Below are 23479 nucleotides of genomic sequence, written 5' to 3' on the forward strand. Positions count from 1 at the left end.
TCAGCTCCTCCCCCTGCCCCAACGACCGGGAATCTCGAATCCGTCCAGTGCCGTATCGACGGAAATGACACTCCCCCGATGGATTACAGTGCGCTCGGCCGGGCGGTCCATCACAGCCGAAGTCGGGCTGGCCGCGTCGACCAGGAAGAACTCGGCTGGATCACCGACCTCGAAACCTGGATGTGGCTCGCTCCGGCCGAGCGGGCGCAGACTGCGGTCGAGCACGCTCGCTCCACCCCAACTAGCGACGGCGAGAGCGTGTTCCACGTGCTCGTCGGATCCGAACCCGTTGACGAACGCGAGTTGCCAGGCGCGGTCGAGCATGTCGCCGTTGCCGTAGGGCGACCAGTAGTCCCGCTGACCGTCCATCCCGACCCCGACGCGCACACCGGCCGCGGCCAGGTCGAGCAACGGCAACGCCCAACCCTGCGCGCCCGCCGCGTGGGTGAGGGCGATGTCGAGCTCCGCCAGCTGCTCGATCGCCGCAGGCACAGCGGGCAGCCCACCGGCCAGGCACCGGGCATGGGAGATGGTCGCCAGACCGGTCATCCCGAGCGCCCGCACCCGTTCGATGATCAGCGACAGGGTGAACAGCCCCAGCTCACCCGCTTCGTGCAGGTGGATGTCGACGCCGACCTGATGCTTGTCGGCCAGCCCGAACACCGCGTCGAGATGTCGCACCGGATCGCGGTCGAGTTCGCACGGATCCATCCCGCCGACCAGGTCGGCCCCGGCCGACAGTGCCGCGTCCATGAGGTCGACGACGCCGGGTTCGAGCAGGATTCCGACCTGCGGGAACGCCACGATCTCCACATCGCACACGTCGTCGTAGCGTTCCCGCGCCGCGAGTTCGCCTTCGAGCTTGGTGAGCCCGGAATCGGCGTCCACCTGGGCGTGACTGCGAATCCTGGTGGCCCCGTTGGCCACTGCCACCGCGAGGGTGAACGAGGCGCGTTCGGCCACGGAACGTTCCGCCGACCGCCAGTGCTCGCGATCGTTCATGATCCGGCCCCACCGTCCCGGCATCCCGGTCTGGGCACGGAACGGCAGTCCGAGCCTGCTCGAGTCGAGATGCAGGTGCACATCCGACAGTGCGGGCAGGATCAACCGGCCCGCGCCGTCGACGAGCTCGCCGGCGGGCACCGGCGAACCGGTGGCCGCGGATACCGCGGCCACCGTGCCGTTCTCGATCAGCAGGTCCACCGGCGGGCCGCCCCAGGGGCGAACATCGGTGATCAACAGCGAATCACCCACGCGCTCAGTCCTTGCCGAAGGTCGCGGCGTCGACGGTGATCATCCCGTCCGCCCGCGGCTTCCAGTTCAGCGCCGGGTCCACCGCGTAGCTGGCATCGGGGGTGTAGAGGCCGAGCAGCAGCGCCTTGGAATCGTTGAGGGTGAACAGATCTCGGTAGACATCGATCCTGGCCTGTCCGGCGACGGTCCGGGTCTTGGCGACCAGGGCCTGGGTTTCCGGCAGCATCGCGTAGTCGTTCCACTGCCCGCCGAACATCGAGGCGATCGGGGCGTCGCCGTCCATGGTGGACGGCGCGTAGGTGTTGAGGTAGATGCCGGTGGCGGCCTTCTTCGTGTAGATCATCTGGGAATGGCTGCTCTGGTCGGTGCCGTGCAGGGTGATGGTGATGCCGACTTCGGCAAGGTTCGCCTGGATCGACTGGGCGATCTCGGAGCTCAGCGGGATGCGTCCGTTCGTCGCGTACTGGAAGGGGATCGGCGTGCCGTTGTAGCCCGCCGCGGCCAGCAGCTGTTTGGCCTTGGCCGTATCACGCACCGGCGCAGGATATTTCGGGTCGTAGCCGCCGACGTTCTTGGCGACCAGCTGGTTGTCGACCGTCGCGCGGCCCGCGAGCAGACTCTTGACGATGGCGTCCCGGTCGATCGACAGTGCGATCGCCTCGCGTACCCGCTGGTCGGCCAGCGGACCCGCCGTGGCGTTCATGCCGAGGAAGGTGACGCCGTTGGAGACCCGCGACTCGATGTGCACACTCTTCGAACCATCTACGGCGGCAACCTGATTAGGCGCGATCAAGGCCACATCGAGACTGCCGGACTGAACACCGTTGAGCCGGGCGTCGGCGTCGGCCACCGTCTTGAAGGTCACGGTCTCCAGTGCGGCCTTGTCGCCCCAGTAGTTCGGATTGCGCTTGACGACGTATTCGACGCCGCGCGTGTAGTGGTCGAACACGAACGGCCCCGAGCCGACCGGTGCGGCCGCGAATCCCGCGGAACCGAGCTTGGTGTAAACACTTTCGGGCACGATCGAGACGCCGGTGGTGATGGTCGGCCACGCGGAGAAGGGGGCGTTGAGGCTGAACACCACGGTATTGCCGGGACCGGCGGCGGCGGAGGTGAACATCTCCATATAGGTGGCCGGATCGCCGTTGGGTGTCGCCTTGATCTGGTTGTAGGTGAACGCGACATCGGAGGCTTTCACCGGTTCGCCGTTGTGGAACTTCGCGTCCTCCCGAATCGTGAACGTCCACTGGGTGAAATCGGCGTTGTGCTCCCACGAGGTTGCGAGCTTCGGGCCGATCACGCCTTCCGCGTCGAAGCGGGCGAGCTGGTCGAAGGTCGCGAAGTAGTAGTTGTAGCCTGCCAGCGAACCGTCGCTGATCGGGTCGGGCACGTCCGTCGGTTCGGTGACCGCGCCGACCACGAGGGTCTTCGTCGACGCGGTGTCGGTGCCCGCGGGTGCGCAGGCACTCAGGGTGACGGTGGAGAACGCGAGGATCGCGAGTCCGGTAGCCACACTGCGGGTGATCGGTCTCATGGGTTTCCTAATCTTTCGTGGAGCGGGGAAGTGGGTGCAGGCACGCCGCGACATGCCCGGCGGGGCCGAGCGGCTCGAGTTCCGGTATGCGCGTGGCGCATTCGTCGGTGGCCTGTGGGCAGCGGGTGCGGAAGGTGCAGCCGCTCGGCGGATTCGCGGCATCGGGGAGCTCGCCGCGGATCAGCGTCGAGGTGTCGCGGTGGCGTTGATGGGGGTCGGGAACGGGAGCCGAGGCGATCAGCGCGCGTGTGTACGGATGCCGGGGACTGGTGAACACGTCCTCGGTGGCGCCGATCTCGACGAGCTTGCCCAGATGCATCACCGCGACCCGGTCCGACAGGTGCCGCACGACCGAGAGATCGTGGGCGATGAACAGATACGACAGGCCGAGTTGTTCTTGTAGGTCTTGGAGCAGGTTGATCACCTGGGCCTGCACCGAGGCGTCGAGCGCGGACACCGGTTCGTCGAGCACCAGCACCTCCGGTCTCGGCGCGAGCGCCCTGGCGATCCCGAGCCGTTGCCGCTGTCCGCCGGAGAACTCGGCCGGACGCCGGTGGAGCGCGTCCGGTCCGAGCCCGACCTGGTCGAGCAGTTCGAGCACGCGGGCGCGGGAGTAGCCGCCCGCGATCCGGAGCGGTTCGGCGATGATGTCGTGCGCGCTCATCCGCGGGTCGAGGGAGGAGTACGGGTCCTGGAACACCAGCTGCACCCGGTTGCGCAGCGCCCTGCGCGCGGCCGGTCGCAGGGCGGCCAGGTCGTGGCCGAGGATGCGCACCGAACCCGCGGTCGGGGTGTTGATGCCGAAGATCGTGCGGACCAGCGTGGACTTCCCGCCACCGGATTCGCCGACCAGGCCGAAGGTTTCACCGCGTACGACCCCGAAGCTCACGCCGTCGAGGGCTCGCAGTCTGCGCTTGCCGGTGAGGCCGCGCCTGCTGGTGAAGCTCACCTCGAGGCCGTCGACCCGGATCACTTCCTCTGCGGTATCGATCACGGTCATGCCGAAATGTCCTCTCGGAGAGGGGCGGCGAGCGCGGGCGGGCAGGCGAGCGCGCGACCGTCGCCGATGGCGACGAGAGGTGGTGGGGCTGTGTCGCATTCGCGGCTCTTGCGCGCGAACTCGCAACGCGGGGCGAACCCGCACCCGGCCGGACGTTTCGTCGGTGACGGTGGCGAGCCAGGGATGGCGTAGGCGCGGCCCGCGCCCGCCTGCCCGAGCAGACTGCCCTGCAGGCCACGGGTGTACGGGTGGGCGGCGTCGTCGAAGATCTGCCACACCGTGCCGGTCTCGACCACCCGGCCCGCGTACATGATCGCCACCCGATCGGCGTACTGGGCGACCAACCCGAGATCATGGGTGATCAACACCATCGCCGCGCCGCTGCGGGCGCGAGCCTGTGCCAGCACCTCCATGAGCTGGGCCTGGATGGTCACGTCGAGCGCGGTGGTCGGCTCGTCGGCGATGAGCAACGCCGGATCGTTGGCCATCGCCATGGCGATCACCGCGCGCTGGCGCATACCGCCCGACCACTGGTGGGGATAGGCGCGCGCCCGCTCGGCCGGTTGTGGGATACCGACGGAGGCGAGGAGTTCGACTACGCGCTGCTTGCGTTTCCTTGCGTCGAGCCGCTGATGCACCGCCAGCGCGCGACCGATCTGCGTGCCGACCCGGCGCACCGGATTGAGGGTGGTCATCGGGTCCTGGAAGACCATGCCGAGTTCGGCGCCCCGCAGGCGCCGCAGGGTTTCGTCGTCGGCGCCGACGAGTTCGTCGCCGCGGAAACGCACGCTGCCCGAGAAGATCGTCAATGCCGGGGGGAGCAGGCCGAGGGCGGCGAGCATCGTCACCGACTTGCCCGATCCGGATTCGCCGACGAGACAGAGCACTTCGCCCTCCTCCAGGCGCAGGCTCACCCCGTCGACGAGCACCACACGGTCGCCCGCGGCGGTCTCGTAGCCGACGGTGAGATCGGTGATCTCCAGCAATGGGCTCATGCCACAACCTCTTTCGCGAGAGCGCCGCGACGAGCGCGTGGCGCCCGCCGAACTCGGCGCAACCCCTGGCCTTCGTCGGTGAATCGCCGGCTGGCCAGCAGGGTTCCGCCGATCACCAGCAGCAGTGCCACCGCCGGAACGATCGTCAGATAGGGCGCCTGGCGCAGGTACTTCTGTCCGTCGGTGATCATCAATCCCCAACTGGGAGTGGGTGGTTGCACGCCGAGGCCGAGATAGTCGAACGACGAGATCATGATCAGCACATTGCCGAGATCGGCGGTCGCCAGAATCAGCACAGGGACCGTGACGTGCCCGACTATGTGCTTGCGCATCACCCAGCCAGAGCGCGCGCCGAGCAGTTTCGGCGCGATCACGAAATCGCGACCGGACAGCCCGAGCGCGACCGAGCGCGCCACCCTGGCATAGCCGACCCAGAAGGTGACGCCGAGGATCGTCGCCATCAGCGCGGTACTCGGCCCGCGAATCGCCGACACCGCCATGATCACCAGCGTCATCGGGACCGCGAGCTGCACATCGGCGACACCCATCAGCACGCTGTCTGTGACACCGCGGAAGTAGCCCGACACCGTGCCGATCGTCATGCCGATCACCGCGTTGACCAGCACGATCACCAGGACCAACCCGAGCGTGATCCGTCCGGCCAGCGCCAGCCTGCTCGCCAGATCGCGACCGAGCGAATCGGTTCCGAGCGGGTAGTTCCCGGTGGTGAACGGCGCGGAGAACGCGGCCGCGAGGTCCTGCCCGTAGGGGTCGTAACCGGGGGAGAGGGGATACAGCAGGGAGAACAGCACGACTGCGAGGATCATGGCGACGCCCGCGATCGTGGCGTAGTCGCGGGGACGGATCATCGGACTCTCGCTCTCGGATCGATGACGCCGTAGAGGACGTCGATCCCGAAGTTGACGATCACGAAGATGGTCGCGATCACCACCAGCCCGGACTGGACCACCGGAAAGTCCCGGTTGAACACCGCGTCGAGCATCAATGTGCCCAAACCGGGCCAGGCGAAGACGTTTTCGACGATCACCAGACCACCGAGCAGCGTGCCGAGCGTGATTCCGGAGATGGTGAGCACCGGCAGCAGCGCGTTCGGCAGCACATCGCGCAGGAGCACCGAGGATCTGCGCTCGCCGCGCGCGTACGCGGTGCGCACGTAGTCCTGGGAGCTCTCGGCGACCAGCGAATTGTCCAGCAGCCGTGAGTAGACGACGAACTGTGCGGTGGCGATGGTGAGGGCGGGCATGATGATCGCGAGCGGGTCGGCACCGGCGAGCGAGGGCAACCAGCCGAGCGTCACCGAGAACACCAGCACCAGCAGCAGCCCGAACAGGAAGTCCGGCACCGCCAGTCGCGCCGCGCCGACACCGAGCGCTACCCCGCGCAGCGACCAGCGGCCGCTCAGGTGGATGGCGAGCACCACGGCGAAGGCGAGTGCGAGACCGATCGCGAAGCCCGCGACACCGAGTTGGAGCGAAGCGGGCAGGCGTTGCAGGACCAATGTCATCGACGAGGTGCCGGTCTGCTGGTACGAGTCACCGAAATCGCCGGACAGCACGCCGGTCACGTAGTCGAAGTACTGGGTCAGTGGCGGTTTGTCGAAGCCGAGTTCGGCTTCCAGCGCCGCGATGTCGGCCTCGCTCGCCGTTTCCGGCAGGAGAGAGGCCACGGGACTTCCGGTCGATCTGCCGAGCAGGAACGCCAGCGAGATGACGGCGAACACGGTGATCACCGCCTGGATGAGGCGGCGGATCAGATAGACGGCCAACACTGATCCTCTCTGTGTGCCGAGAATGTCATTCGGTATACAGAATTGGATTCCCGTGTATCCCCATTGTGTTCCGAAAGTTTCGGGTCCGTGAATGATTTCGATGCTGCCAACCGGCAGAAATGCCCTCGTCAAGGCTCATAGCCGACCCACGGAGCAGGCTTGGTTGCAGGTGGTCTGAGGTGGACAAAGATATTTTGGTCTACCGGATTGAATTCGGTAGGTCCGCCGCTAGACTGCGCGATCGCCGGCCGTCACCATCGGCGCGGCTTCGTAGACTGTTCGGGTGGCCCGAAACCTACGTCCGCCGGTAGAAGTCGTCGACGACACTTCGCAGACGCGACGGATATACGACGATCTGCGCCGCGCGATCATCACGGGGGAGTACCGCGAAGGCGAGAAACTGCCGGAGGCGCGCCTGGCCGCCATGCTCGGCACCTCGCGCCTGCCGGTGCGAGAAGCCCTGGCATTACTCGAATTCGACGGCATCGTCAGCGCGTTGCCGCGTCGCAGCGCGGTCGTGCGGTCCTGGGATACCACCGCGGTGGAGGAACTCTTCGATGTCCGCATCGGCTTGGAACCGCTGGCGGCCCGACTCGCCGCTGCCCGGATCAGGCAGGGGCACGACAGCTCACCCCTGCGGGCCGCGTTGCGAGAAGCGCAGGAGGCCACCGATTCTGGTGATCCGCTCCGCATCGCCGAGACGAACGCGAAGCTGCACGGCGCCATCGTGGAACTGTCCGGCAACTCGCTGCTCACTCAGCTGATGCGCACCATCCTCGCCCGGATGGCCTGGCTGTTCTTCCTCACCACCGAACGCAACACCGAGGAACAGCGCGACGAACACCAGCACCTCATCGACGCGATCTCCTCGGGCGACGAACGCCTGGCCGAATACGCCATGCTCAGCCACACCGAAGCAGGTCGCACCCCCACCCTCACGATCGTCACCGCGCTACGGCATGCCGACCATGACAATGCTCCTGGCGACGACCGCTAGCCCAGACCTTTCGCTCAGACGGTGGCAGGGGCCACCGGGTCGTCGGCGAACTGGGTTCGGTAGAGCTCGGCGTACCGGCCGTCGGCGTTGAGGAGGGTGGCGTGGGTGCCACGCTCGACGACGCGGCCGTCCTCGAGGACCAGGATCTGGTCGGCGGCGCGGATGGTGGACAGGCGGTGGGCGATGACCAGTGCGGTACGGCCGGTCAGCGCTTCGGTGAGGGCTTCCTGAACCGCGGCCTCCGAGGTGGAGTCGAGGGACGCGGTCGCCTCGTCGAGGATGACGACCCTCGGCTGCTTGAGAAGCAGGCGGGCGATGGTGAGACGTTGGCGTTCACCGCCGGAGAGTCGGTAACCGCGTTCGCCGACCACCGTGTCCAGACCGTCGGAAAGCGACTTGACCAGGTCGCCGAGCCGGGCGCGACCGAGCGCGTCCCACAGTTCGTCCTCCGTGGCCTCCGGCCGGGCCAGCAGGAGATTCGCGCGGATGGTGTCGTGGAAGAGGTGCCCGTCCTGGGTGACCAGGCCGACGGTGCGCTGGATGGATTCGGTGGTCAGGTCGCGCACGTCGGAGCCGTTGAGGCGGACCGCGCCGGAGTCGACGTCGTAGAGACGCGAAACCAGCTGGGCGATAGTCGATTTGCCCGCGCCCGAGGAACCGACCAGCGCGATGAGCTGTCCGGGTTCGGCGCGCAGCGACACCTGGTGCAGCACTTCGACACCGCCACGCCGGTCCAGCGTCGCGACATCTTCCAGCGAGGCGAGCGAGACCTTGTCGGCCGAGGGGTACCCGAAGTTCACCGCGTCCAGTTCCACCGCCACCGGGCCGTCGGGCACCGGGGCGGCGTGCGGGGCGTCCTCGATCAGCGGCTTCAGGTCGAGCACCTCGAAGACACGCTCGAAACTCACCAGCGCGGACATGATCTCCAGGCGGGCGCTCGCCAGGGCGGTGAGCGGGGTGTAGAGGCGGGTGAGCAGCAGCGAGAGGGCCACGACCGACCCCGCGTCGAGGCTGCCGGTCAGCGCGTACCAGCCGCCGAGGCCGTAGACCAGGGCGAGGGCGAGGGCGGAGACCAGGGTGAGCGAGGTGACGAACGTGGTCTGCAGCATGGCGGTGCGTACGCCGATGTCGCGCACGCGGGTGGCGCGCTCCGCGAACTCCGACGATTCCTGCTTCGGCCTGCCGAACAGCTTCACCAGGGTGGCGCCCGGCGCGGAGAAGCGCTCGGTCATCTGGGTGCTCATGGCGGCATTGAGCTGGGCCGCCTCACGCTGCATGGCGGCGAGTTTGTTGCCGGCGCGCCGGGCGGGAATCACGAACACGGGGAGAAGGACAAGGGCGAGCAGGGTGATCTGCCAGGAGATGCTGAGCATCACGGCGAGCGTGAGGACCAGGGTGACGAGGTTGGTGATCACCCCGGACAGGGTGTCGCTGAACGCGCGCTGCGCGCCGATCACATCGCTGTTCAGCCGGCTCACCAGCGCGCCGGTGCGGGTCCGGGTGAAGAACGCGACGGGCATCTTCTGCACGTGATCGAACACCGCGGTGCGCAGATCGAGGATCAGACCCTCGCCGATCCTTGCCGACAGCCAGCGGATGGCGATGCCGAGGGCCGCGTCGAGGACGGCCAGACCCGCGATGGCGAGCGCGAGCAGCACCACGGTGCGCGGCGCCGCACCGTCGACGATCCCGTTGACAACCCGCCCCGCCAGCACCGGGGTGGCCACACCGAGCACCGCCGCCACCACGCTGAGCAGCAGGAACCCGCTGATCCGGCGCCGGTGGTGCTCGGCGAAGCGCAGGATCCGCCGTGCTGTCACCATGCTGAACGGGCGCTGTTCCTCCGGTGCGTTCACGCGCCGGTACATCTGGCTGTAGGCCACTGATTCGATACTCACTGCCACTCTCCTCGAGGCTCCCCACCCATTGAACTCCTGCCCACCGACACTAAAACCTCAACAAAGGTTGACCGCAAATACTTTCCGCGCGCACCGGGTTCAGCGCACAGCGAAACCGGCGGCCGATCACCGCCGGGTGACCGGAATAGGCTGGTCGGGTGGACGACGACCGGAGCTCGGAAAAGCTGGCCGACGCACTGCGCACGCGGACCGGCTGCCCGGTCGACGCGTCGGTGCGCAGACGCGTCGAGTACTCCGCCGACGCCTCCAACTACCGCGTCCGGCCCGCCATGGTCGTGTTTCCCCGTGGCGAGGACGACGTCGCCGCCACCGTGAACTTCGCCCGGGAGAACGGGCTGCCGATCACCGCTCGCGGCGCGGGCACCTCGGTCGCGGGCAATGCCATCGGACGCGGCATCGTGCTGGATTTCAGCAGGCAGATGAATGCCGTGCGCGCGGTCGACCTCGAGGCGCGAACAGCGATCGTGCAGCCGGGGCTGGTGCTGTCGGATCTGCAACGGCGGCTGCGGCCGCACGGGTTGCGGTTCGGGCCCGATCCGTCGACGCAGGACCGGTGCACCCTAGGCGGGATGATCGGCAACAACGCGTGCGGACCGCATGCGCTGGCCTGGGGTCGCACCTCCGATACCGTGCGTGAGCTGCGCATTCTCGACGGCACAGGGGAGCGGCGGACGCTCGGTTCCGACCTGGCGGCGGTGCCCGGCTTGGCGAAGTTCACCACCTCGAATCTCGCGGTGCTGCGTACCGAACTGGGACGGTTCGATCGTCAGGCCTCCGGCTACGGTCTGGAACACCTGCTGCCGGAACGTGGTTCGTCGGCGGCGAAGGCGTTCGTCGGTTCCGAAGGGACCTGTGGACTGCTCCTGGAAGCGGAGGTCGCGCTCACGCCTGTTCCCGCCGCGACCGTGCTCACGGTGCTCGGATACCCCGATATCGCCTCGGCGGCGGACGATATCGCCGCGGTGACCAGCTGCGCGCCGATCGCGGTCGAAGGCATCGATGCCGGACTGGTCGACGTGGTCCGCGCGCATCGGGGGACGGTGCCGGAGTTGCCGCGAGGTCGCGGCTGGTTGTTCGTCGAAACGGCGGGGGCGAGCCTGGCCGAGGCGCTGGCCGCGGCCCGGCGGCTGTGCGCGGCGAGCCACGCCGATGATCACCTGATCGTCACCGATCCGGTTGCCACAGCGGCACTCTGGCGCATTCGTGCCGACGGCGCCGGTCTGGCCGGACGAACTCCCGACGGGAAGCCCGCCTGGCCCGGGTGGGAGGACGCCGCTGTCCCGCCGGAGAATCTGGGGGCGTACCTGCGCGAATTCGCCACGCTCACCGCCGAATACGACGTGGGTGGTCTGCTGTACGGACACATCGGCGACGGTTGCATCCACGTGCGCCTCGACTTCCCGATCACCGACGCACCCCGGCGTTTTCGCACCTTCCTCTTCGACGCCGCCGAACTCGTCGTGGGCCACGGTGGATCACTCTCGGGCGAACACGGTGACGGTCGCGCCAGATCCGAACTGCTCGAAGTGATGTACTCACCGGCCGCTCGCGCGGCCTTCGCGGGCTTCAAGTCCCTGTTCGATCCCGGTGACCTCCTCAACCCCGGCGTCCTCGTCGCCCCGAGCCCCGTCGACGCCGACCTGCGGGTAGCCGGGCTCGCGCCGGTCCCCTCACGGGGGTTCGCCCTTTTCGCAGACTCCGGCGATTTATCCACAGCTGTGCACAGATGTGTAGGAATCGGCAAGTGCCGCGCGGACACCGGCGGTTCCGGCGGCTTCATGTGTCCCTCGTATCTGGCCACCGCCGACGAGAAGGACACCACCCGGGCCAGGGCCAGAGTTCTCCAGGAAGTCGTCCGAGGCGAACTCGACTGGCGTGCACCGGCAGTCGAGCAATCCCTCGACCTCTGCCTCTCGTGCAAGGCCTGCGCCGCCGACTGCCCCGCGGGCGTCGACATGGCCACTTACAAATCCGAGGCGCTGTATCGGCGCTACCGCGGACGCTTACGGCCGGTGGATCACTACGTTCTCGGCCGGCTCCCGCGCTGGCTCGCCATCGCCCAGCACTTCCCACGCCTGGCCAATGCCATCGCGGCCCGTCCGCGCCTGCGCCGGGCCGGCCTGCGCCTGGCCGGAATCGACCCGCGGCGAGCAGCGCCGCGACTCGCCCCGAAGTCGTTTCGCCGATCGCTGGGCAGCGACGACCGCACAGGTCCCAGCGAGACCGCGGCTACCGAGGTCATGCTGTGGATCGACACCTTCACCGACACCTTCGACCCGGAAAACGCGGCAGCCGCGACGCAACTGATCGAGCAACTCGGCTACCGCGTGCGCATCCCCAGCCACCGGGTGTGCTGTGGCCTGACCTGGATCAGCACCGGTCAACTGGACGGCGCCCGCGCCCGGCTGCGCGCCACCGTGGACGCACTGGACACCCACGTAGCTGCCGGTGGCCTGATCGTCGGTCTCGAACCGTCCTGCACCGCCACCCTGCGCGCCGACCTCCCCGAACTGCTCCCCGGCGATCCACGAGCGAAACAGGTCGCCGCCTCGGTCCGCACCCTCGCCGAGTTCCTGCTGGAACACCCCGGCTGGCAACCACCCCGCCGACCACACGACACCGTGATCGTCCAACCGCACTGTCACCAGCACGCGGTCGGCGGCTTCGACGCCGAACGCCGAATCCTTGCCGCGATGGGCGTCACCGTCGGGGAACTGGCGGGCTGCTGCGGCCTGGCCGGCAACTTCGGCATGCAACGCGGCCACTACGACATCTCGGTCGCGGTCGCCGAGAACGCCCTGCTCCCGGCGCTGAGAAACGCCCCGGCGAACGCCGTCTTCCTGGCCGACGGCTTCTCCTGCCGCACCCAGGCCGACCAACTCGCCCATACCCCCGGCGTGCATCTGGCCAGGTACCTGCTCGATTGTTCGAGCGCACCGGCTGCCGGTTGACGCCGATCACAGGCGCACAATGGTCGGATGCGTGACCAGACCCTGGACCCGGAGCCGGCCTCGGCCTGCCTGTCCAGGACCGTCCGGTCGAGCAGGCCCTTCGACGTCGGCATCACCGTGTCGCCGCTGCGCCGCGGCGGCGGCGATCCCTGCCACCACGTCGACCCCGACGGCAGCCACTGGCACGCTTCGCGAATGCCGACCGGCGTGGTCACCTACCGGCTGACCCAGCACGGCCGTGACGGCGCCGCCGCCCGCGCCTGGGGGCCGGGAGCCGAGGAATTCCTGGCGGGTCTCGACCGCATGCTCTGCCTCGAGGAAGACCTCGACGACTTCGCCCCCGCACACCCCAAGCTGATCGAAGCCCACCGCACGGTCCCCGGTCTGCGCATGCTGAAGACCGGCCTGGTGATGGAGTCGCTCATCCCGGCCATCCTCGAACAGAAGGTGCACACGAAGTCGTCGTTCGCCGCCTGGCGCACCCTGGTCCGCGAGTTCGGGACCAGAGCCCCCGGCCCGGCGCCGACCGGCCTGATGGTGGCGCCGGACGCCGAGACCTGGCGGTTGATCCCGTCGTGGAAGTACCACCGGGCCAATGTCGGGCCGCAGCGCGCACAGACCATCGTGCGCGCGGCCAGAGTCGCCGACTCGATCGAACGCACCGCCACGCTCGACCCGGCCGAGGCCGCGCGACGTCTGCGCAGCCTGCCCGGTATCGGGGTGTGGACGGTGGCCGAGACCGCGCAACGCGCGTTCGGCGACGCTGATGCCCTCTCGGTCGGCGACTACCACCTCGCCGCCGTGGTCGGCTGGAGTCTGCTCGGCCACCCGATCGACGACGACGCGATGATCGAATACCTGCGACCGCTACAACCCCACCGCTACCGCGCGGTGCGACTGCTGGGGCTCAGCGGGCAGGCGCGCAAACCGAAGTTCGGCCCGCGCGACCCGATCACCGACCATCGCCATCACTAGCGGGTCGCGCGCGCGTCCAGGACGCAGCGGCCCGCTTCGACGAGGGTGTTGCGCGCCCGTCGGCGCACCCGGCACTCTTCGACTGTGCAGTCGAGGTGTAGTTGCATTGCGGCGTGGGCTTGTTCGGGCTCCATCGGGCCCGGATCGATGGAGCAACTCAGCAGTGCTGTGGCGACGCGCATGTTCACTTCGCTCAATTGCATGAAAACAGCACAGCACGCAAACCCCCGGCTAACGGTGAGTACACGCGCGAAAGATGGGATTTACCGCGAATTCCCAGCACGACATCCAACGGGGAGTGCAGGATTCCCCAGACTGGACGAATCCACCGCCGCAGCGGGGCATGGCGGGGGTGACGGTATGCGACGGAAGGAGTGGGGCTGTGGCAGCGAACGCATCGAACGGAACAGCGGGGCAGGCGGGCGTCTCCTCGACGTTGCCGCGCCGCCAGCTCGGTCGCTACCTGCGTGACTGGCGCACCCAGGCCGGGCTCACCATCGCCGAGGCGGCACGGCTGATGGAGTGGGGCGCCAGCACCCTCCAGCGACTGGAAAAGGGTCAGGCCGATCGCATTCGCACCATCGACATCCACGAGCTGTGCCGGATCTACGGCATTCCCGACGATCTCGCCGAAGGCTTCGCCGGTCTGGCGCAGCAGGCCGCCGTCAAGAGCTGGTGGCACGCCTACGGCGATTTGATTCCCGAAAACTTCGATATCTATGTGGGTTTGGAGGCATCGGCGCAACGGCTACGCGCCTACCAGTCCGAGCTGGTCCCCGGTCTGCTGCAGACCGCGGAATACGCTCGCGCGCTGAATCATCTGGGCTTCCCGCAGGATTCGGTCGACGAGCTCGACCGGCGAGTCGCATTGCGGCTGCAACGCCAGGCGTTGATCACCCGCAAGCATTCACCCGCCGAGATCGACGTGGTTCTGCACGAATCGGTATTGCGTAGCGTCGTCGGTGATGCAAAGGTGATGGCTGCGCAGTTGCGACACCTCGCCGACGCGAGTACCCGAAGTAATGTGGCATTGCGCATCCTGCCGTTTGCCGCCGGTGTTCCACTCGGAGTCTCTACCGGACCTTTCACGGTTCTCGAGTTCGGTACCGACAGCAAAGGGCAACCGGTCGAACCACCAGTGGTGTACGCCGAAGGCTTTACCGGTGACCTCTACCTGGAACGACGCGCGGATGTTCGAAGGTACGACCGGGCTCACGAATGCCTCCAGCGTCATGCGCTGGATATCCAACCGAGTAGACACCTGCTGCGGCAGGTCGCGAAGGAGTATGTGGCATGAGTTTCGATCTCGTCGACGCACACTGGTTCAAGAGCACCCGCAGTGGTGCGGGCAAGGATTGCGTCGAAGTTGCTTTCCTGTTCGGCGGGCACGTCGGGGTGCGCGACAGCAAGAATCCCGCCGGTCCCGCTCTGGTCTTCGACGGCGCGAGCTGGGACGCCTTCACCCGCGGCATCGACACCGGCGCGTTCGCGTGAACACCAAGCGCGACATCGACACCTCCGGTGCCACCTGGCTACGCGCGGGCACCGACGACGGCAGCGTGGAGGTCGCCATGCTGGCAGACGGGTACGTCGCGCTACGCGACAGCAAGAATCCCGGCGGTCCGGTGCTGATCTTCACCCCGAGTGAATGGACCGCCTTCACCGCGGGCGTACACGACGGCGAGTTCGATCGTCCTTGATCACGCTAGATCACAGAACGATAGATATTCGGCATAGGCCGAGGTTTGGTGCGGCGTCGGGACGGGTAACCCGGGTATATGGACCGAGGGTTGAAGAAAATGCCACCCCGGTACCGGAGGCTAGCGCCTGAGGACGGTGTGGAGCGCCTGATCGTGGTACTGCTGTTCGCGGTATCGGCGATCGGAATCTACGTACTCACCGCCTCTTTGCTGTCGGCGCTGTTCATCGGATTACTGGTCGGATTAGTCGCTGTAGGGACTGTCGCTGTCTTGTAGACAGCCGTCGCTGCGGGGTTTCGCACCCCGCAGCGACAACAGTTTCCTACCGCCGGAACAATTTATTGCCGAGCCAGACAATCGGGTCATATCGCCGATCCACGACCCGTTCTTTCAAGGGAATCAACGCGTTGTCGGTGATCTTGATGTGCTCGGGGCACACATCGGTGCAGCACTTGGTGATATTGCAATAGCCCAAACCTGCTTCCTCCTGGGCCATTTCGCGTCGGTCACGAGTGTCGAGCGGGTGCATCTCCAACTCCGTGATACGCATCAGATAACGCGGGCCCGCGAAGGAGGTCTTGTTCTCCTCGTGATCACGCACCACATGGCAGGTGTCCTGACACAGGAAGCACTCGATGCACTTGCGGAACTCCTGTGAACGCTCGACGTCGACCTGCTTCATTCGGTAGTCGCCCGGAGCGAGACCCGGCGGCGGCGCGAAAGACGGTATCTCCCTGGCCTTCTCGTAGTTGAACGAGACGTCGGTGACCAGATCCTTGATGATCGGGAACGTCCGCATCGGGGTGACGGTGATGACCTCGTCCGGGGTGAACGTCGACATCCGCGTCATACACAGCAGGCGCGGGCGCCCGTTCACCTCCGCCGAACACGAACCACACTTGCCCGCTTTGCAATTCCAGCGCACAGCGAGATCGGGGGTCTGGGTGGCCTGGAGCCGGTGGATGATGTCGAGCACCACTTCGCCCTCGTTCACCGCCACCGTGTAGTCCTCGAGGCTGCCGCCGTCGATGTCGCCGCGCCAGACCCGGAACCGGGCGTCGTATCCCATGGTTACGCCTTTCCCTCGGCTGCCGGGTGCGCAGCCAATTCTTGCTCGGTGTAGTACTTTTCGAGCTCGCTCAGTTCGAACAGGGCGAGTAGGTCATCACGCATCGGCGTCTGATCGGCCGGGGTGACGGTGACGGCGGGGATCTGCGCGTCCGAAGCCGGATCGACGGCGCAGACCAGCAGTGTGTTGCGCCAGTCCGGGTTCATGCCAGGATGATCGTCGCGGGTGTGGCCGCCGCGGCTCTCGGTACGCAACAGCGCAGCCCGCGCGACACATTCGCTCACGATCAGCATGTTGGCCAGGTCCAGCGCCAGGTGCCAGCCGGGGTTGAACGGTCGCTTACCCTCCACCGCCACGTTGGCGTAGCGGGCACGCAGCTCGCCGAGTTTGTCGATCGCCGCACGGACCTCGTGTTCCTTGCGGATGATGCCGACCAGGTCGTTCATCGTCTGCTGGAGTTCGGCGTGCAGGGTGTACGGGTTCTCGCCGGGGCCGTCCGCGGGCGAATCGAACGGCGCCAGCGCGGTTTTCGCGGCTTCTTCGATATCGGTTTCGGAGGGGGTCGGTTTGCCGGTGAGCTGCTGCACGTAGGCCGACGTGCCGAGCCCGGCCCGGCGACCGAACACCAGCAGATCCGACAGCGAGTTGCCGCCGAGCCGGTTCGAGCCGTGCATGCCACCGGAACACTCACCGGCAGCGAACAATCCGGGCACGACCGCCGCACCGGAATCGGGGTCCACCTCGATCCCGCCCATCACGTAGTGGCAGGTGGGGCCGACTTCCATCGGCTCGGCCGTGATGTCGACATCGGCCAGTTCCTTGAACTGATGGTGCATCGAGGGCAGCCTGCGCACGATCTCGTCGGCCGGCATGCGGGAGGCGATGTCGAGATACACGCCGCCGTGCTCGGTGCCGCGGCCCGCCTTCACCTCCTCGTTGATCGCCCGCGCGACCTCGTCGCGGGGGAGCAGATCGGGAGTGCGGCGCGCGGAATCGTTGTCGCGCAACCACTGATCGGCTTCTTCCTCGGTTTCTGCGTACTGGCCCTTGAAGACCGGCGGGATGTAGTCGAACATGAACCGCTTGCCGTCGGAGTTCTTCAGCACGCCGCCGTCGCCGCGCACGCCCTCGGTGACGAGGATGCCCTTCACGCTCGGAGGCCAGACCATGCCCGTGGGGTGGAACTGGAGGAACTCCATATTGATCAGCGTCGCGCCGGAGCGCAGCGCCAGCGCGTGGCCGTCGCCGGTGTACTCCCAGGAGTTCGATGTCACCGTGTAGGACTTGCCGATTCCGCCGGTGGCCAGCACGATGGCCGGTGCCTTGAACAGCACGAAGCCGCCGGATTCGCGCCAGTAGCCGAACGCGCCCGCGACAGCGCCCGCGTCGGTGAGCAATTCGGTGATCGTGCACTCGGCGAAGACCTTGATCCTGGCCTCGTAGTCGCCCGTCGCCGCGTAGTCCTCCTGCTGCAACGAGACGATCTTCTGCTGCATCGTGCGGATCAGCTCGAGGCCGGTCCGGTCACCGACATGGGCGAGGCGCGGGTAGGTGTGGCCACCGAAGTTGCGCTGGCTGATCCGGCCGTCGGGCGTCCGATCGAACAGCGCGCCATAGGTTTCCAGTTCCCACACCCGGTCGGCGGCCTCCTGGGCATGCAGTTCGGCCATGCGCCAGTTGTTGAGGAACTTGCCGCCGCGCATGGTGTCCTTGAAGTGCGTCTGCCAGTTGTCCTTCTCGTTGGCATTGCCCATCGAGGCCGCGCAGCCGCCCTCGGCCATTACGGTATGCGCCTTGCCGAACAGCGACTTACACACCACCGCCACCGAAAGCCCTTGTTCGCGTGCCTCGATCACGGCTCGCAGACCCGCGCCGCCCGCCCCGATCACCACGACGTCGTAGTCGTGCCGTTCCACGTCTGGCATTGAAATTCAAGCTCCTCGCGTTGTCGCAGCTCAGTTGACGAACCGCAGGTCCGAAATGGTGTGGCTCGCAACCAACATCACGTAGAAGTCGGTGAGCACGAGGGTGCCGAGGGTGGTCCAGGCCAGCGCCATGTGGCGGGTGTTGAGCTTGGAGATCTGGGTCCAGTACCAGTACCGCACCGGATGGGCGGAGAAGTTCTTGAGCCGCCCGCCCGCGATGTGCCTGCACGAATGACACGACAGGGTGTAGGCCCACAGCAGGATCACGTTCACCAGCAGCACGATGTTGCCGAGGCCGAAGCCGAAACTGCCACTGCTGCCGTGGAACGCGGTGATCGCGTCGTAGGTGTTGACCAGCGAGACCACCAGCGCCACGTAGAAGAAGTAGCGGTGCGCGTTCTGGATGATCAACGGCAGCCGCGACTCTCCGGTGTAGCGCGCGTGCGGCTCGGCCACCGCGCAGGCCGGGGGCGAGAACCACACCGAGCGGTAGTAGGCCTTGCGGTAGTAGTAGCAGGTCAGCCGGAAGCCGAGCAGGAACGGCAGCACCACGAAACCCAGCGGAATCCACATCGGCAGCTCGGGGAACGGGGTACCGAAGTGCGCCGATCCCGGTGCGCACGAGTCGCTCAGGCACGGCGAGTAGAACGGCGTCAGATAGTGGAACTCGGGGACCCAGTAGGCCGTCCGCACAAAGGATCTGATCGTCGCGTAGATGACGAACGCGGCGAGCCCGAGCGCGGTGAACAGCGGTGGTAGCCACCAGCGGTCGGTGCGGAGGGTGCGCGCGGAAATGCGGGCACGCGTTCTGCTGAAGACGCCGGTGCCCGCGGAGTGTGACGCGGGGGAGGCGGTCGGTGCGGCACTCACGGTGGATGCCTCGCTGATCCTCGGGTCTGCGGCAGTGATCATTACCCACCGCGATGGATTGTGATGTGGAGCACCATACGCCTGTGTTCGCGCCGCTCGCGGTGGGTCTCACCCACTCGGTTGTCACACATGCCGGTGATCTCGATCACAGCCGTGACGTCCGTGACGACCCGTCATGCCCGTGCAACAAACCTGTGGTGCCCTGTGACAGGTATTCCCCGCACCGGGGAGAGGAGCGTGACGCGTAATGAGAAGAGCCGCGATCGTGGCACCCGTCCGCACGCCCAGTGGCGTCGAGGGTGGCGCGCTGTCGGGTATGCCCGCCGAGTGGCTGGCGACCACGGTGTTGTCCGCCGTGATCGAACGCTCGGGCATCGACCCGCTACGCATCGACGATGTGGCCATGGCCTGTATCGACGGCGGCCTCTCCGACGTACCCGCGGTGGGCTCGCTCGCCGCGCGCGGTGCCGGATTACCTTTCGCAGTACCCGGTTTCGTGACCGACAAACACGGCGGCAGCGGCCTGCAGGCGGTGATCACCGCGGCGATGATGGTGCAGACCGGCGCCGCCGACGTGGTGGTCGCGGGCGGGGTGGAATGCGCGGCGACACCGGCCGGGCTGCCCGGCGGGACCGCGGGTTTGCACAATGCCGAGCGGTTGGCGCACTACTACGGGATCGACCGCAGTGCCGCCGACGAGTTCGCCGTGGCCAGTCATCGCAAGGCTGCCCGCGCCTGGCGGCAGGGTGCGTTCGCGGCCGAGGTCGTCGGGGTGGCCGCCGGTTACGGCGATCACCAGATCACCCGGGACGAGGGTGTGCGCGACGACCTGTCGACCCACACGCTGGCCGGTTTGCGCCCGCTGCTGCGCGAGGGCGTGGTGACGGTCGGGAACATGAGTTCGCATCGGCTCGGGGCGTCGGCGTGCCTGGTCGTGGCCGAGGATCGGCTCGGCGAGCTCGGGCTGACGCCGATGGCGTTTCTCGCGGGCTGGGCCGCGGCCGGGTGTGACAACGCGGGGCCGGGACTCGGGGCGGCGCCGGCGGTGTCGAAGCTGCTCGGGCGTACCGGCTGCTCGCTGGACGAGATCGATCTGCTCGAAATCAACGAGGGCTACGCGGTGGAGGTGCTCGCGCTGGCCACCGAGTGGGAACTCGACCCACTCGACCGGCTCAACGTGAACGGCTCCGACATCGCACTCGGGCACCCGGTCGGCGCCACGGGCCTGCGAATCATGACCACGATGCTGCACGAACTGGGCCGCACCGGCGGCCGCTACGGCCTGGAGGCCATCGCCCTCGGCCACGACCACGGCATCGCCGCCCTGTTCGAATCCGCCGAAATCGACGAACCGGCCGAAGTCCCCCGAGGCGCCCGCTTCCACGGCTCCCGAACCCGCAAGCTGGGCCGGCACCGAGCCGGGTAATCCCCCGTATGTCCCGCGCACCAGCGCTCCAAAAACACAGGTCGGCGCGACGACCCTGTTCGCAGGGCCGTCGCGCCGGTGATCAGGTCTTACTTTGTTCTGGGGCGCGAGTGGAACCCGAGGCCTTCGTCCTGGGCGCCCATCCATGCCGCTTCGTCGGACTTGCTGTCGGGGACGTAGATCGGCTCCGACCTGCGGGGGACGGCGAGTTCCGGCGGTGGTGCCTGCTCGAAGTCCTCGGCGTCGATGACGAGCCGCTCGAGGTCGTTCTCCAGACGACGGATGGTGGCCGCGTCGCCGTAGTTGGAGCGCAGTGCGCCTATTGATTGCCGGAGTTGGCCGACCGCGTAGCGCAGTTCCGCGATATCGCTGCGTGTCATCGTTACCTCCTGTGTATATGGCGGGCATACCGACTCGCCGGATCACGGGCACGCCCGAAAAGCCTCGGGCCGCACTGCACCGAGCCGTGTGACTCACCACACAACGTGATCTCCACCACAATAACGGATCTTTTCGGTTTACGCCCGATGTTGTCGGGGATCACAGGATTGCCATCCGGTAACTGTTGCGTTCACCCAGCGACGGCGTAGCGCGCGCGGGCGTCGATGCTCGCTCGCTCGACCAACGCGATGATCGACCGGGCGACCTCCTCCGCGCGTTCGAGGATGACGCTGTGACCCGCGCCCTCGATCCGCACCAGTTCGGCGCCCGACAGCTGCGAGGCCAGCACCACCGAGTGCGCGAACGGCACCATGAGGTCGGCCGAGCCCGACAGTACGAGGGCGGGCAGATCGCCGAAGTGGGGCAGGGTATGGGCCTCGTCGAAGTCGAGCAGCGAGCTCAGGAAGCCGGACATGGTCAGCAGCGCGGTCTCGTTGAGCACCGCCGTGGCGATGGCCGCGACGCGCGGATTCACCCGCCGGGTACCCGTGCTGGCCTCGCGGATCAGGGGCGCGAAGATCCAGCGGGACAAGCGCTTCGACGCCTGCATCACCCGCGGCGCGTGCACGACGGCGCGCTGCAGCGAGGCGACGGCGTGCCGGTTGAGCAGCCTGCCGAGGCCGGCCTCGGTGAGGCCGCCCGCGGCGCCGGCGATCAGGCCGATCCCGGCGACCCGGTGACCGATGGCCGCCGGATAGAGGCGGGCGTAGGCGAGCACCACCATCGCGCCCATCGAATGACCGACGAGCACCAGGGGCCCGGTCGGTGCGACCGCGCGCAGCACCGCGTCGAGATCGGTGGCGAGCTGGTCGATCGTGTAGGTGGTGTGATGGGCGTGCCCGGACTCGCCGTGGCCGCGGTGGTCGTAGAAGACCATGCGGGCGTCGGCGTCCCACTCCCGCAGCAGATGTTCGCGCAGGAACGACCAGGATTCGGTGTGCAGGCAGTGGCCGTGCACGAAAACCACGGTCAGGGCCGCGTCCGTGGCGCCGAAGCTGCGGACCGCGATCGGCACACCGTCATCGGCGACGACGGTGCAGCGACGGCCGTCGGTGTCGGTGATAGGGAAGGTCTTCGACATTGGAGCCTCCTCCGCCTCCGGCGGGACGCACCTCCTGCGGCGGGTCCTGCTGGTGTTTCGGAGAAGGTTTCCAGCGTGTTAGCCGGTCAACCCTCGCGTTATCCACCCGATGCGCAACCGATCCCGGGCGGGCTCATACCGTTACCCAGGAAAATCTTCGGATATCTAGTGGTTGAACTAGAAAAATGTAGATAGTTGTCGAGTAGTCGTTCGGCAGAGCTTTCTTCGACTCTCTAGGTGATTCCCTAGAAGCCCGAAGATTTTCATACGCTCCGGAGGTAGCGGCCGAAGTGGGGAACGGTGAAGCCGATGGTGCCGCGTTCGGCCGAGTAGATGAGGCCCTTCTTGATCAGGCCGTCGCGCGCGGGGGATACCGAGGCGGGTTTGCGGCCGAGCTCGGCGGCCACCGCCGACGTGGCGACCGGGGCGTCGTCGCCCGCGAGGTCGGCCATCGCGCGCATGTACTCGCGTTCGGCGGGGGTCGCGCGTTCGTAGCGGGAGCCGAAGAAGCCGACCGCGAGTTCCTCCTCGGCGGCCGGGGAGGCAACTGCGACGTCCTCGGCGGTGATCGGGCTCTCGGGTGCCTGATCCCAGGCTGCCTTGCCGTAGGCCTGCACGAAATACGGGTAGCCGTCAGCTCTTTGGTAGAGCGAATCGAGTGCGGTTTCGGTGAACTTCACGTCTTCGCGTTCGGCGGGTGCGATGAGCGCGAGGTCGGCCGATTCGCGGTCGAGGCGATCGATGCGGTGGTAGCTGAACAGTCGCTCCGAGTAGCTTTTCGAGGCCGAGAGCACCGCGGGGAGGTGGGGCAGGCCCGCGCCGACGACGATCAGCGGGGCGCCGTCCTGGCTCAGTTCGTGGCAGGCGCCGCAGATCGCGGACACGTCGGCGGGTCCGAGGTCTTGCATTTCGTCGATGAAGATGGCAATGCCGACGCCGATGTCGGAGGCAAGGGCCGCGGCCTCTTTGAACAGTTCGATCAGATCGATCTCGATATCGCCCGAGTCGGCGCGGCCGGTCACGGCGGGCACGTCGATGCCGGGCTGCCACCGTTCGCGCATGCCCTTGTCCGCGGTGGCGCGCAACGCGAAGGCCTTGAGAATGCCGAGGAAATCGTCGACCTGTTCGGCATTGCGGGCCGACATCGCGATCGCGCGCACCGCCATGTGCAGCGCCGAGGACAGCGGTCTGCGCAGATCCTGGTCGGGTCTGGCTTCGATCTTGCCGGTGCCCCAGCCGCGCGAGATGGCGGCCGAGCGGAGCTGGTTGAGCAGCACGGTCTTCCCGACTCCGCGCAGGCCGGTGAGCATCACGCTGCGTTCCGGCCGACCGCGGGCGATGCGCTCGAGCACGATGTCGAACGCCGCGAGTTGTTTGTCGCGCCCGGCCAATTCGGGCGGACGCTGGCCGGCGCCGGGTGCATACGGATTGCGCACGGGGTCCATGCCGGATAACCGTAGCGCGTGCGCACGGGAGAATCTCGGTAACTCTGGGCTGTGTCCTAGATACTGCTAGCGAACACGAGACTGTCCTTGGGTCCGAGATGGAGGGTG

At 67.3% G+C, this 23479-nt stretch carries 21 protein-coding genes; 7 read left to right on the forward strand and 14 right to left on the reverse strand.

From position 1 onward, the window contains the following. The 6 genes from ACWF99_RS20030 to ACWF99_RS20055 are packed head-to-tail and all read right to left on the reverse strand — an operon-like array spanning position 1 to position 6569. Positions 1-1254: an amidohydrolase family protein gene (locus tag ACWF99_RS20030; RefSeq protein WP_452537074.1), complete on the reverse strand. Its 1254-nt coding sequence runs from the start codon at positions 1252-1254 to the stop codon at positions 1-3. Positions 1255-1258: 4 nt separating this feature from the next. Continuing rightward, positions 1259-2788, reverse strand: a complete 1530-nt coding sequence (locus ACWF99_RS20035) for an ABC transporter substrate-binding protein (RefSeq protein WP_378634774.1) — start codon at positions 2786-2788, stop codon at positions 1259-1261. A 7-nt stretch (positions 2789-2795) separates the two neighbouring features. Further along, a complete protein-coding gene (locus ACWF99_RS20040; protein WP_452537075.1) occupies positions 2796-3788 on the reverse strand; it encodes an ABC transporter ATP-binding protein in 993 nt (330 codons plus the stop codon). Continuing rightward, the gene (locus ACWF99_RS20045; RefSeq protein WP_452537076.1) at positions 3785-4783 is read right to left on the reverse strand and encodes an ABC transporter ATP-binding protein; all 999 of its coding nucleotides are present in this window, start codon (positions 4781-4783) and stop codon (positions 3785-3787) included. The genes ACWF99_RS20040 and ACWF99_RS20045 overlap by 4 nt, the downstream gene beginning before the upstream one ends. Then, on the reverse strand, positions 4780-5652 hold the full coding sequence (locus ACWF99_RS20050) for an ABC transporter permease (protein WP_378634780.1): 873 nt from the start codon (positions 5650-5652) through the stop codon (positions 4780-4782). The genes ACWF99_RS20045 and ACWF99_RS20050 overlap by 4 nt, the downstream gene beginning before the upstream one ends. Then, on the reverse strand, positions 5649-6569 hold the full coding sequence (locus tag ACWF99_RS20055; protein ID WP_378989299.1) for an ABC transporter permease: 921 nt from the start codon (positions 6567-6569) through the stop codon (positions 5649-5651). Before ACWF99_RS20055 ends, ACWF99_RS20050 begins: the two co-directional genes overlap by 4 nt. A gap of 286 nt (positions 6570-6855) precedes the next feature. Here ACWF99_RS20055 and ACWF99_RS20060 point away from each other — a divergent pair, with 286 nt between their 5' ends. After that, entirely contained in the window at positions 6856-7569 is a 714-nt protein-coding gene (locus tag ACWF99_RS20060) for a GntR family transcriptional regulator (protein WP_452537077.1), read from the forward strand. Positions 7570-7583: 14 nt separating this feature from the next. On the opposite strand, the gene ACWF99_RS20065 is transcribed toward ACWF99_RS20060, so the two are convergent. Further along, on the reverse strand, positions 7584-9467 hold the full coding sequence (locus ACWF99_RS20065) for an ABC transporter ATP-binding protein (RefSeq protein ID WP_378634788.1): 1884 nt from the start codon (positions 9465-9467) through the stop codon (positions 7584-7586). Between the two features lie 158 nt (positions 9468-9625). On the opposite strand from ACWF99_RS20065, the gene ACWF99_RS20070 reads away from it, so the two are divergent. Next, a complete protein-coding gene (locus ACWF99_RS20070; protein ID WP_452537078.1) occupies positions 9626-12439 on the forward strand; it encodes an FAD-binding and (Fe-S)-binding domain-containing protein in 2814 nt (937 codons plus the stop codon). Between the two features lie 27 nt (positions 12440-12466). Next, the gene (locus tag ACWF99_RS20075) at positions 12467-13414 is read left to right on the forward strand and encodes a DNA-3-methyladenine glycosylase family protein (RefSeq protein ID WP_378634793.1); all 948 of its coding nucleotides are present in this window, start codon (positions 12467-12469) and stop codon (positions 13412-13414) included. Here ACWF99_RS20075 and ACWF99_RS20080 read toward each other — a convergent pair. After that, complete coding sequence (locus tag ACWF99_RS20080; protein WP_101465132.1) at positions 13411-13617, reverse strand: hypothetical protein; 207 nt, start codon at positions 13615-13617, stop codon at positions 13411-13413. The genes ACWF99_RS20075 and ACWF99_RS20080 overlap by 4 nt on opposite strands. Positions 13618-13796: 179 nt before the next feature. On the opposite strand from ACWF99_RS20080, the gene ACWF99_RS20085 reads away from it, so the two are divergent. From ACWF99_RS20085 to ACWF99_RS20095, 3 genes are read left to right on the forward strand one after another with little or no spacing between them, the layout of a single operon-like run. Further along, positions 13797-14711, forward strand: coding sequence for a helix-turn-helix domain-containing protein (locus ACWF99_RS20085; RefSeq protein ID WP_452537079.1), 915 nt, complete (start codon positions 13797-13799; stop codon positions 14709-14711). Next, positions 14708-14908 carry a DUF397 domain-containing protein gene (locus ACWF99_RS20090; protein ID WP_378634799.1) on the forward strand — a complete coding sequence of 67 codons (201 nt, stop codon included), beginning with the start codon at positions 14708-14710 and terminating at the stop codon, positions 14906-14908. Before ACWF99_RS20085 ends, ACWF99_RS20090 begins: the two co-directional genes overlap by 4 nt. After that, positions 14905-15114 (forward strand): DUF397 domain-containing protein, encoded by a 210-nt coding sequence (locus ACWF99_RS20095; RefSeq protein WP_378634801.1) that lies wholly within the window; start codon positions 14905-14907, stop codon positions 15112-15114. Before ACWF99_RS20090 ends, ACWF99_RS20095 begins: the two co-directional genes overlap by 4 nt. A 322-nt stretch (positions 15115-15436) precedes the next feature. On the opposite strand, the gene ACWF99_RS20100 is transcribed toward ACWF99_RS20095, so the two are convergent. Genes ACWF99_RS20100 through ACWF99_RS20110 form a run of 3 tightly spaced genes read right to left on the reverse strand, consistent with a single transcriptional unit; the run spans position 15437 to position 18978 of the window. Then, positions 15437-16183 carry a succinate dehydrogenase/fumarate reductase iron-sulfur subunit gene (locus ACWF99_RS20100; RefSeq protein WP_452537080.1) on the reverse strand — a complete coding sequence of 249 codons (747 nt, stop codon included), beginning with the start codon at positions 16181-16183 and terminating at the stop codon, positions 15437-15439. A 2-nt stretch (positions 16184-16185) separates the two neighbouring features. Continuing rightward, positions 16186-18108 (reverse strand): fumarate reductase/succinate dehydrogenase flavoprotein subunit, encoded by a 1923-nt coding sequence (locus tag ACWF99_RS20105; protein ID WP_452537081.1) that lies wholly within the window; start codon positions 18106-18108, stop codon positions 16186-16188. Between the two features lie 30 nt (positions 18109-18138). Continuing rightward, on the reverse strand, positions 18139-18978 hold the full coding sequence (locus ACWF99_RS20110; RefSeq protein WP_452537082.1) for a hypothetical protein: 840 nt from the start codon (positions 18976-18978) through the stop codon (positions 18139-18141). Between the two features lie 247 nt (positions 18979-19225). Here ACWF99_RS20110 and ACWF99_RS20115 point away from each other — a divergent pair, with 247 nt between their 5' ends. Further along, positions 19226-20404, forward strand: a complete 1179-nt coding sequence (locus ACWF99_RS20115; RefSeq protein ID WP_378634811.1) for a thiolase family protein — start codon at positions 19226-19228, stop codon at positions 20402-20404. 89 nt (positions 20405-20493) lie between these two features. Here ACWF99_RS20115 and ACWF99_RS20120 read toward each other — a convergent pair whose 3' ends face one another. The 3 genes from ACWF99_RS20120 to ACWF99_RS20130 form a co-directional block, all read right to left on the reverse strand. Beyond that, the gene (locus ACWF99_RS20120) at positions 20494-20784 is read right to left on the reverse strand and encodes a hypothetical protein (protein WP_056824003.1); all 291 of its coding nucleotides are present in this window, start codon (positions 20782-20784) and stop codon (positions 20494-20496) included. A gap of 191 nt (positions 20785-20975) precedes the next feature. Next, positions 20976-21926, reverse strand: coding sequence for an alpha/beta fold hydrolase (locus ACWF99_RS20125; RefSeq protein ID WP_378634814.1), 951 nt, complete (start codon positions 21924-21926; stop codon positions 20976-20978). 263 nt (positions 21927-22189) lie between these two features. Next, entirely contained in the window at positions 22190-23371 is a 1182-nt protein-coding gene (locus tag ACWF99_RS20130) for an AAA family ATPase (RefSeq protein ID WP_378634816.1), read from the reverse strand. Positions 23372-23479: the final 108 nt, after the last annotated feature.

The sequence above is a fragment of the Nocardia sp. NPDC055002 genome (assembly GCF_053608825.1).

Bases quoted from the DNA above. Each gene is read 5' to 3' on its own strand.
- ACWF99_RS20040 (WP_452537075.1), bottom strand. From the start codon at position 3,788: ATGACCGTGATCGATACCGCAGAGGAAGTGATCCGGGTCGACGGCCTC.
- ACWF99_RS20120 (WP_056824003.1), bottom strand. From the start codon at position 20,784: ATGACACGCAGCGATATCGCGGAACTGCGCTACGCGGTCGGCCAACTC.
- ACWF99_RS20045 (WP_452537076.1), bottom strand. From the start codon at position 4,783: ATGAGCCCATTGCTGGAGATCACCGATCTCACCGTCGGCTACGAGACC.
- ACWF99_RS20125 (WP_378634814.1), bottom strand. From the start codon at position 21,926: ATGTCGAAGACCTTCCCTATCACCGACACCGACGGCCGTCGCTGCACC.
- ACWF99_RS20130 (WP_378634816.1), bottom strand. From the start codon at position 23,371: ATGGACCCCGTGCGCAATCCGTATGCACCCGGCGCCGGCCAGCGTCCG.
- ACWF99_RS20080 (WP_101465132.1), bottom strand. From the start codon at position 13,617: ATGCAATTGAGCGAAGTGAACATGCGCGTCGCCACAGCACTGCTGAGT.
- ACWF99_RS20090 (WP_378634799.1), top strand. From the start codon at position 14,708: ATGAGTTTCGATCTCGTCGACGCACACTGGTTCAAGAGCACCCGCAGT.
- ACWF99_RS20035 (WP_378634774.1), bottom strand. From the start codon at position 2,788: ATGAGACCGATCACCCGCAGTGTGGCTACCGGACTCGCGATCCTCGCG.
- ACWF99_RS20100 (WP_452537080.1), bottom strand. From the start codon at position 16,183: ATGGGATACGACGCCCGGTTCCGGGTCTGGCGCGGCGACATCGACGGC.
- ACWF99_RS20050 (WP_378634780.1), bottom strand. From the start codon at position 5,652: ATGATCCGTCCCCGCGACTACGCCACGATCGCGGGCGTCGCCATGATC.
- ACWF99_RS20115 (WP_378634811.1), top strand. From the start codon at position 19,226: ATGAGAAGAGCCGCGATCGTGGCACCCGTCCGCACGCCCAGTGGCGTC.
- ACWF99_RS20075 (WP_378634793.1), top strand. From the start codon at position 12,467: ATGCGTGACCAGACCCTGGACCCGGAGCCGGCCTCGGCCTGCCTGTCC.
- ACWF99_RS20105 (WP_452537081.1), bottom strand. From the start codon at position 18,108: ATGCCAGACGTGGAACGGCACGACTACGACGTCGTGGTGATCGGGGCG.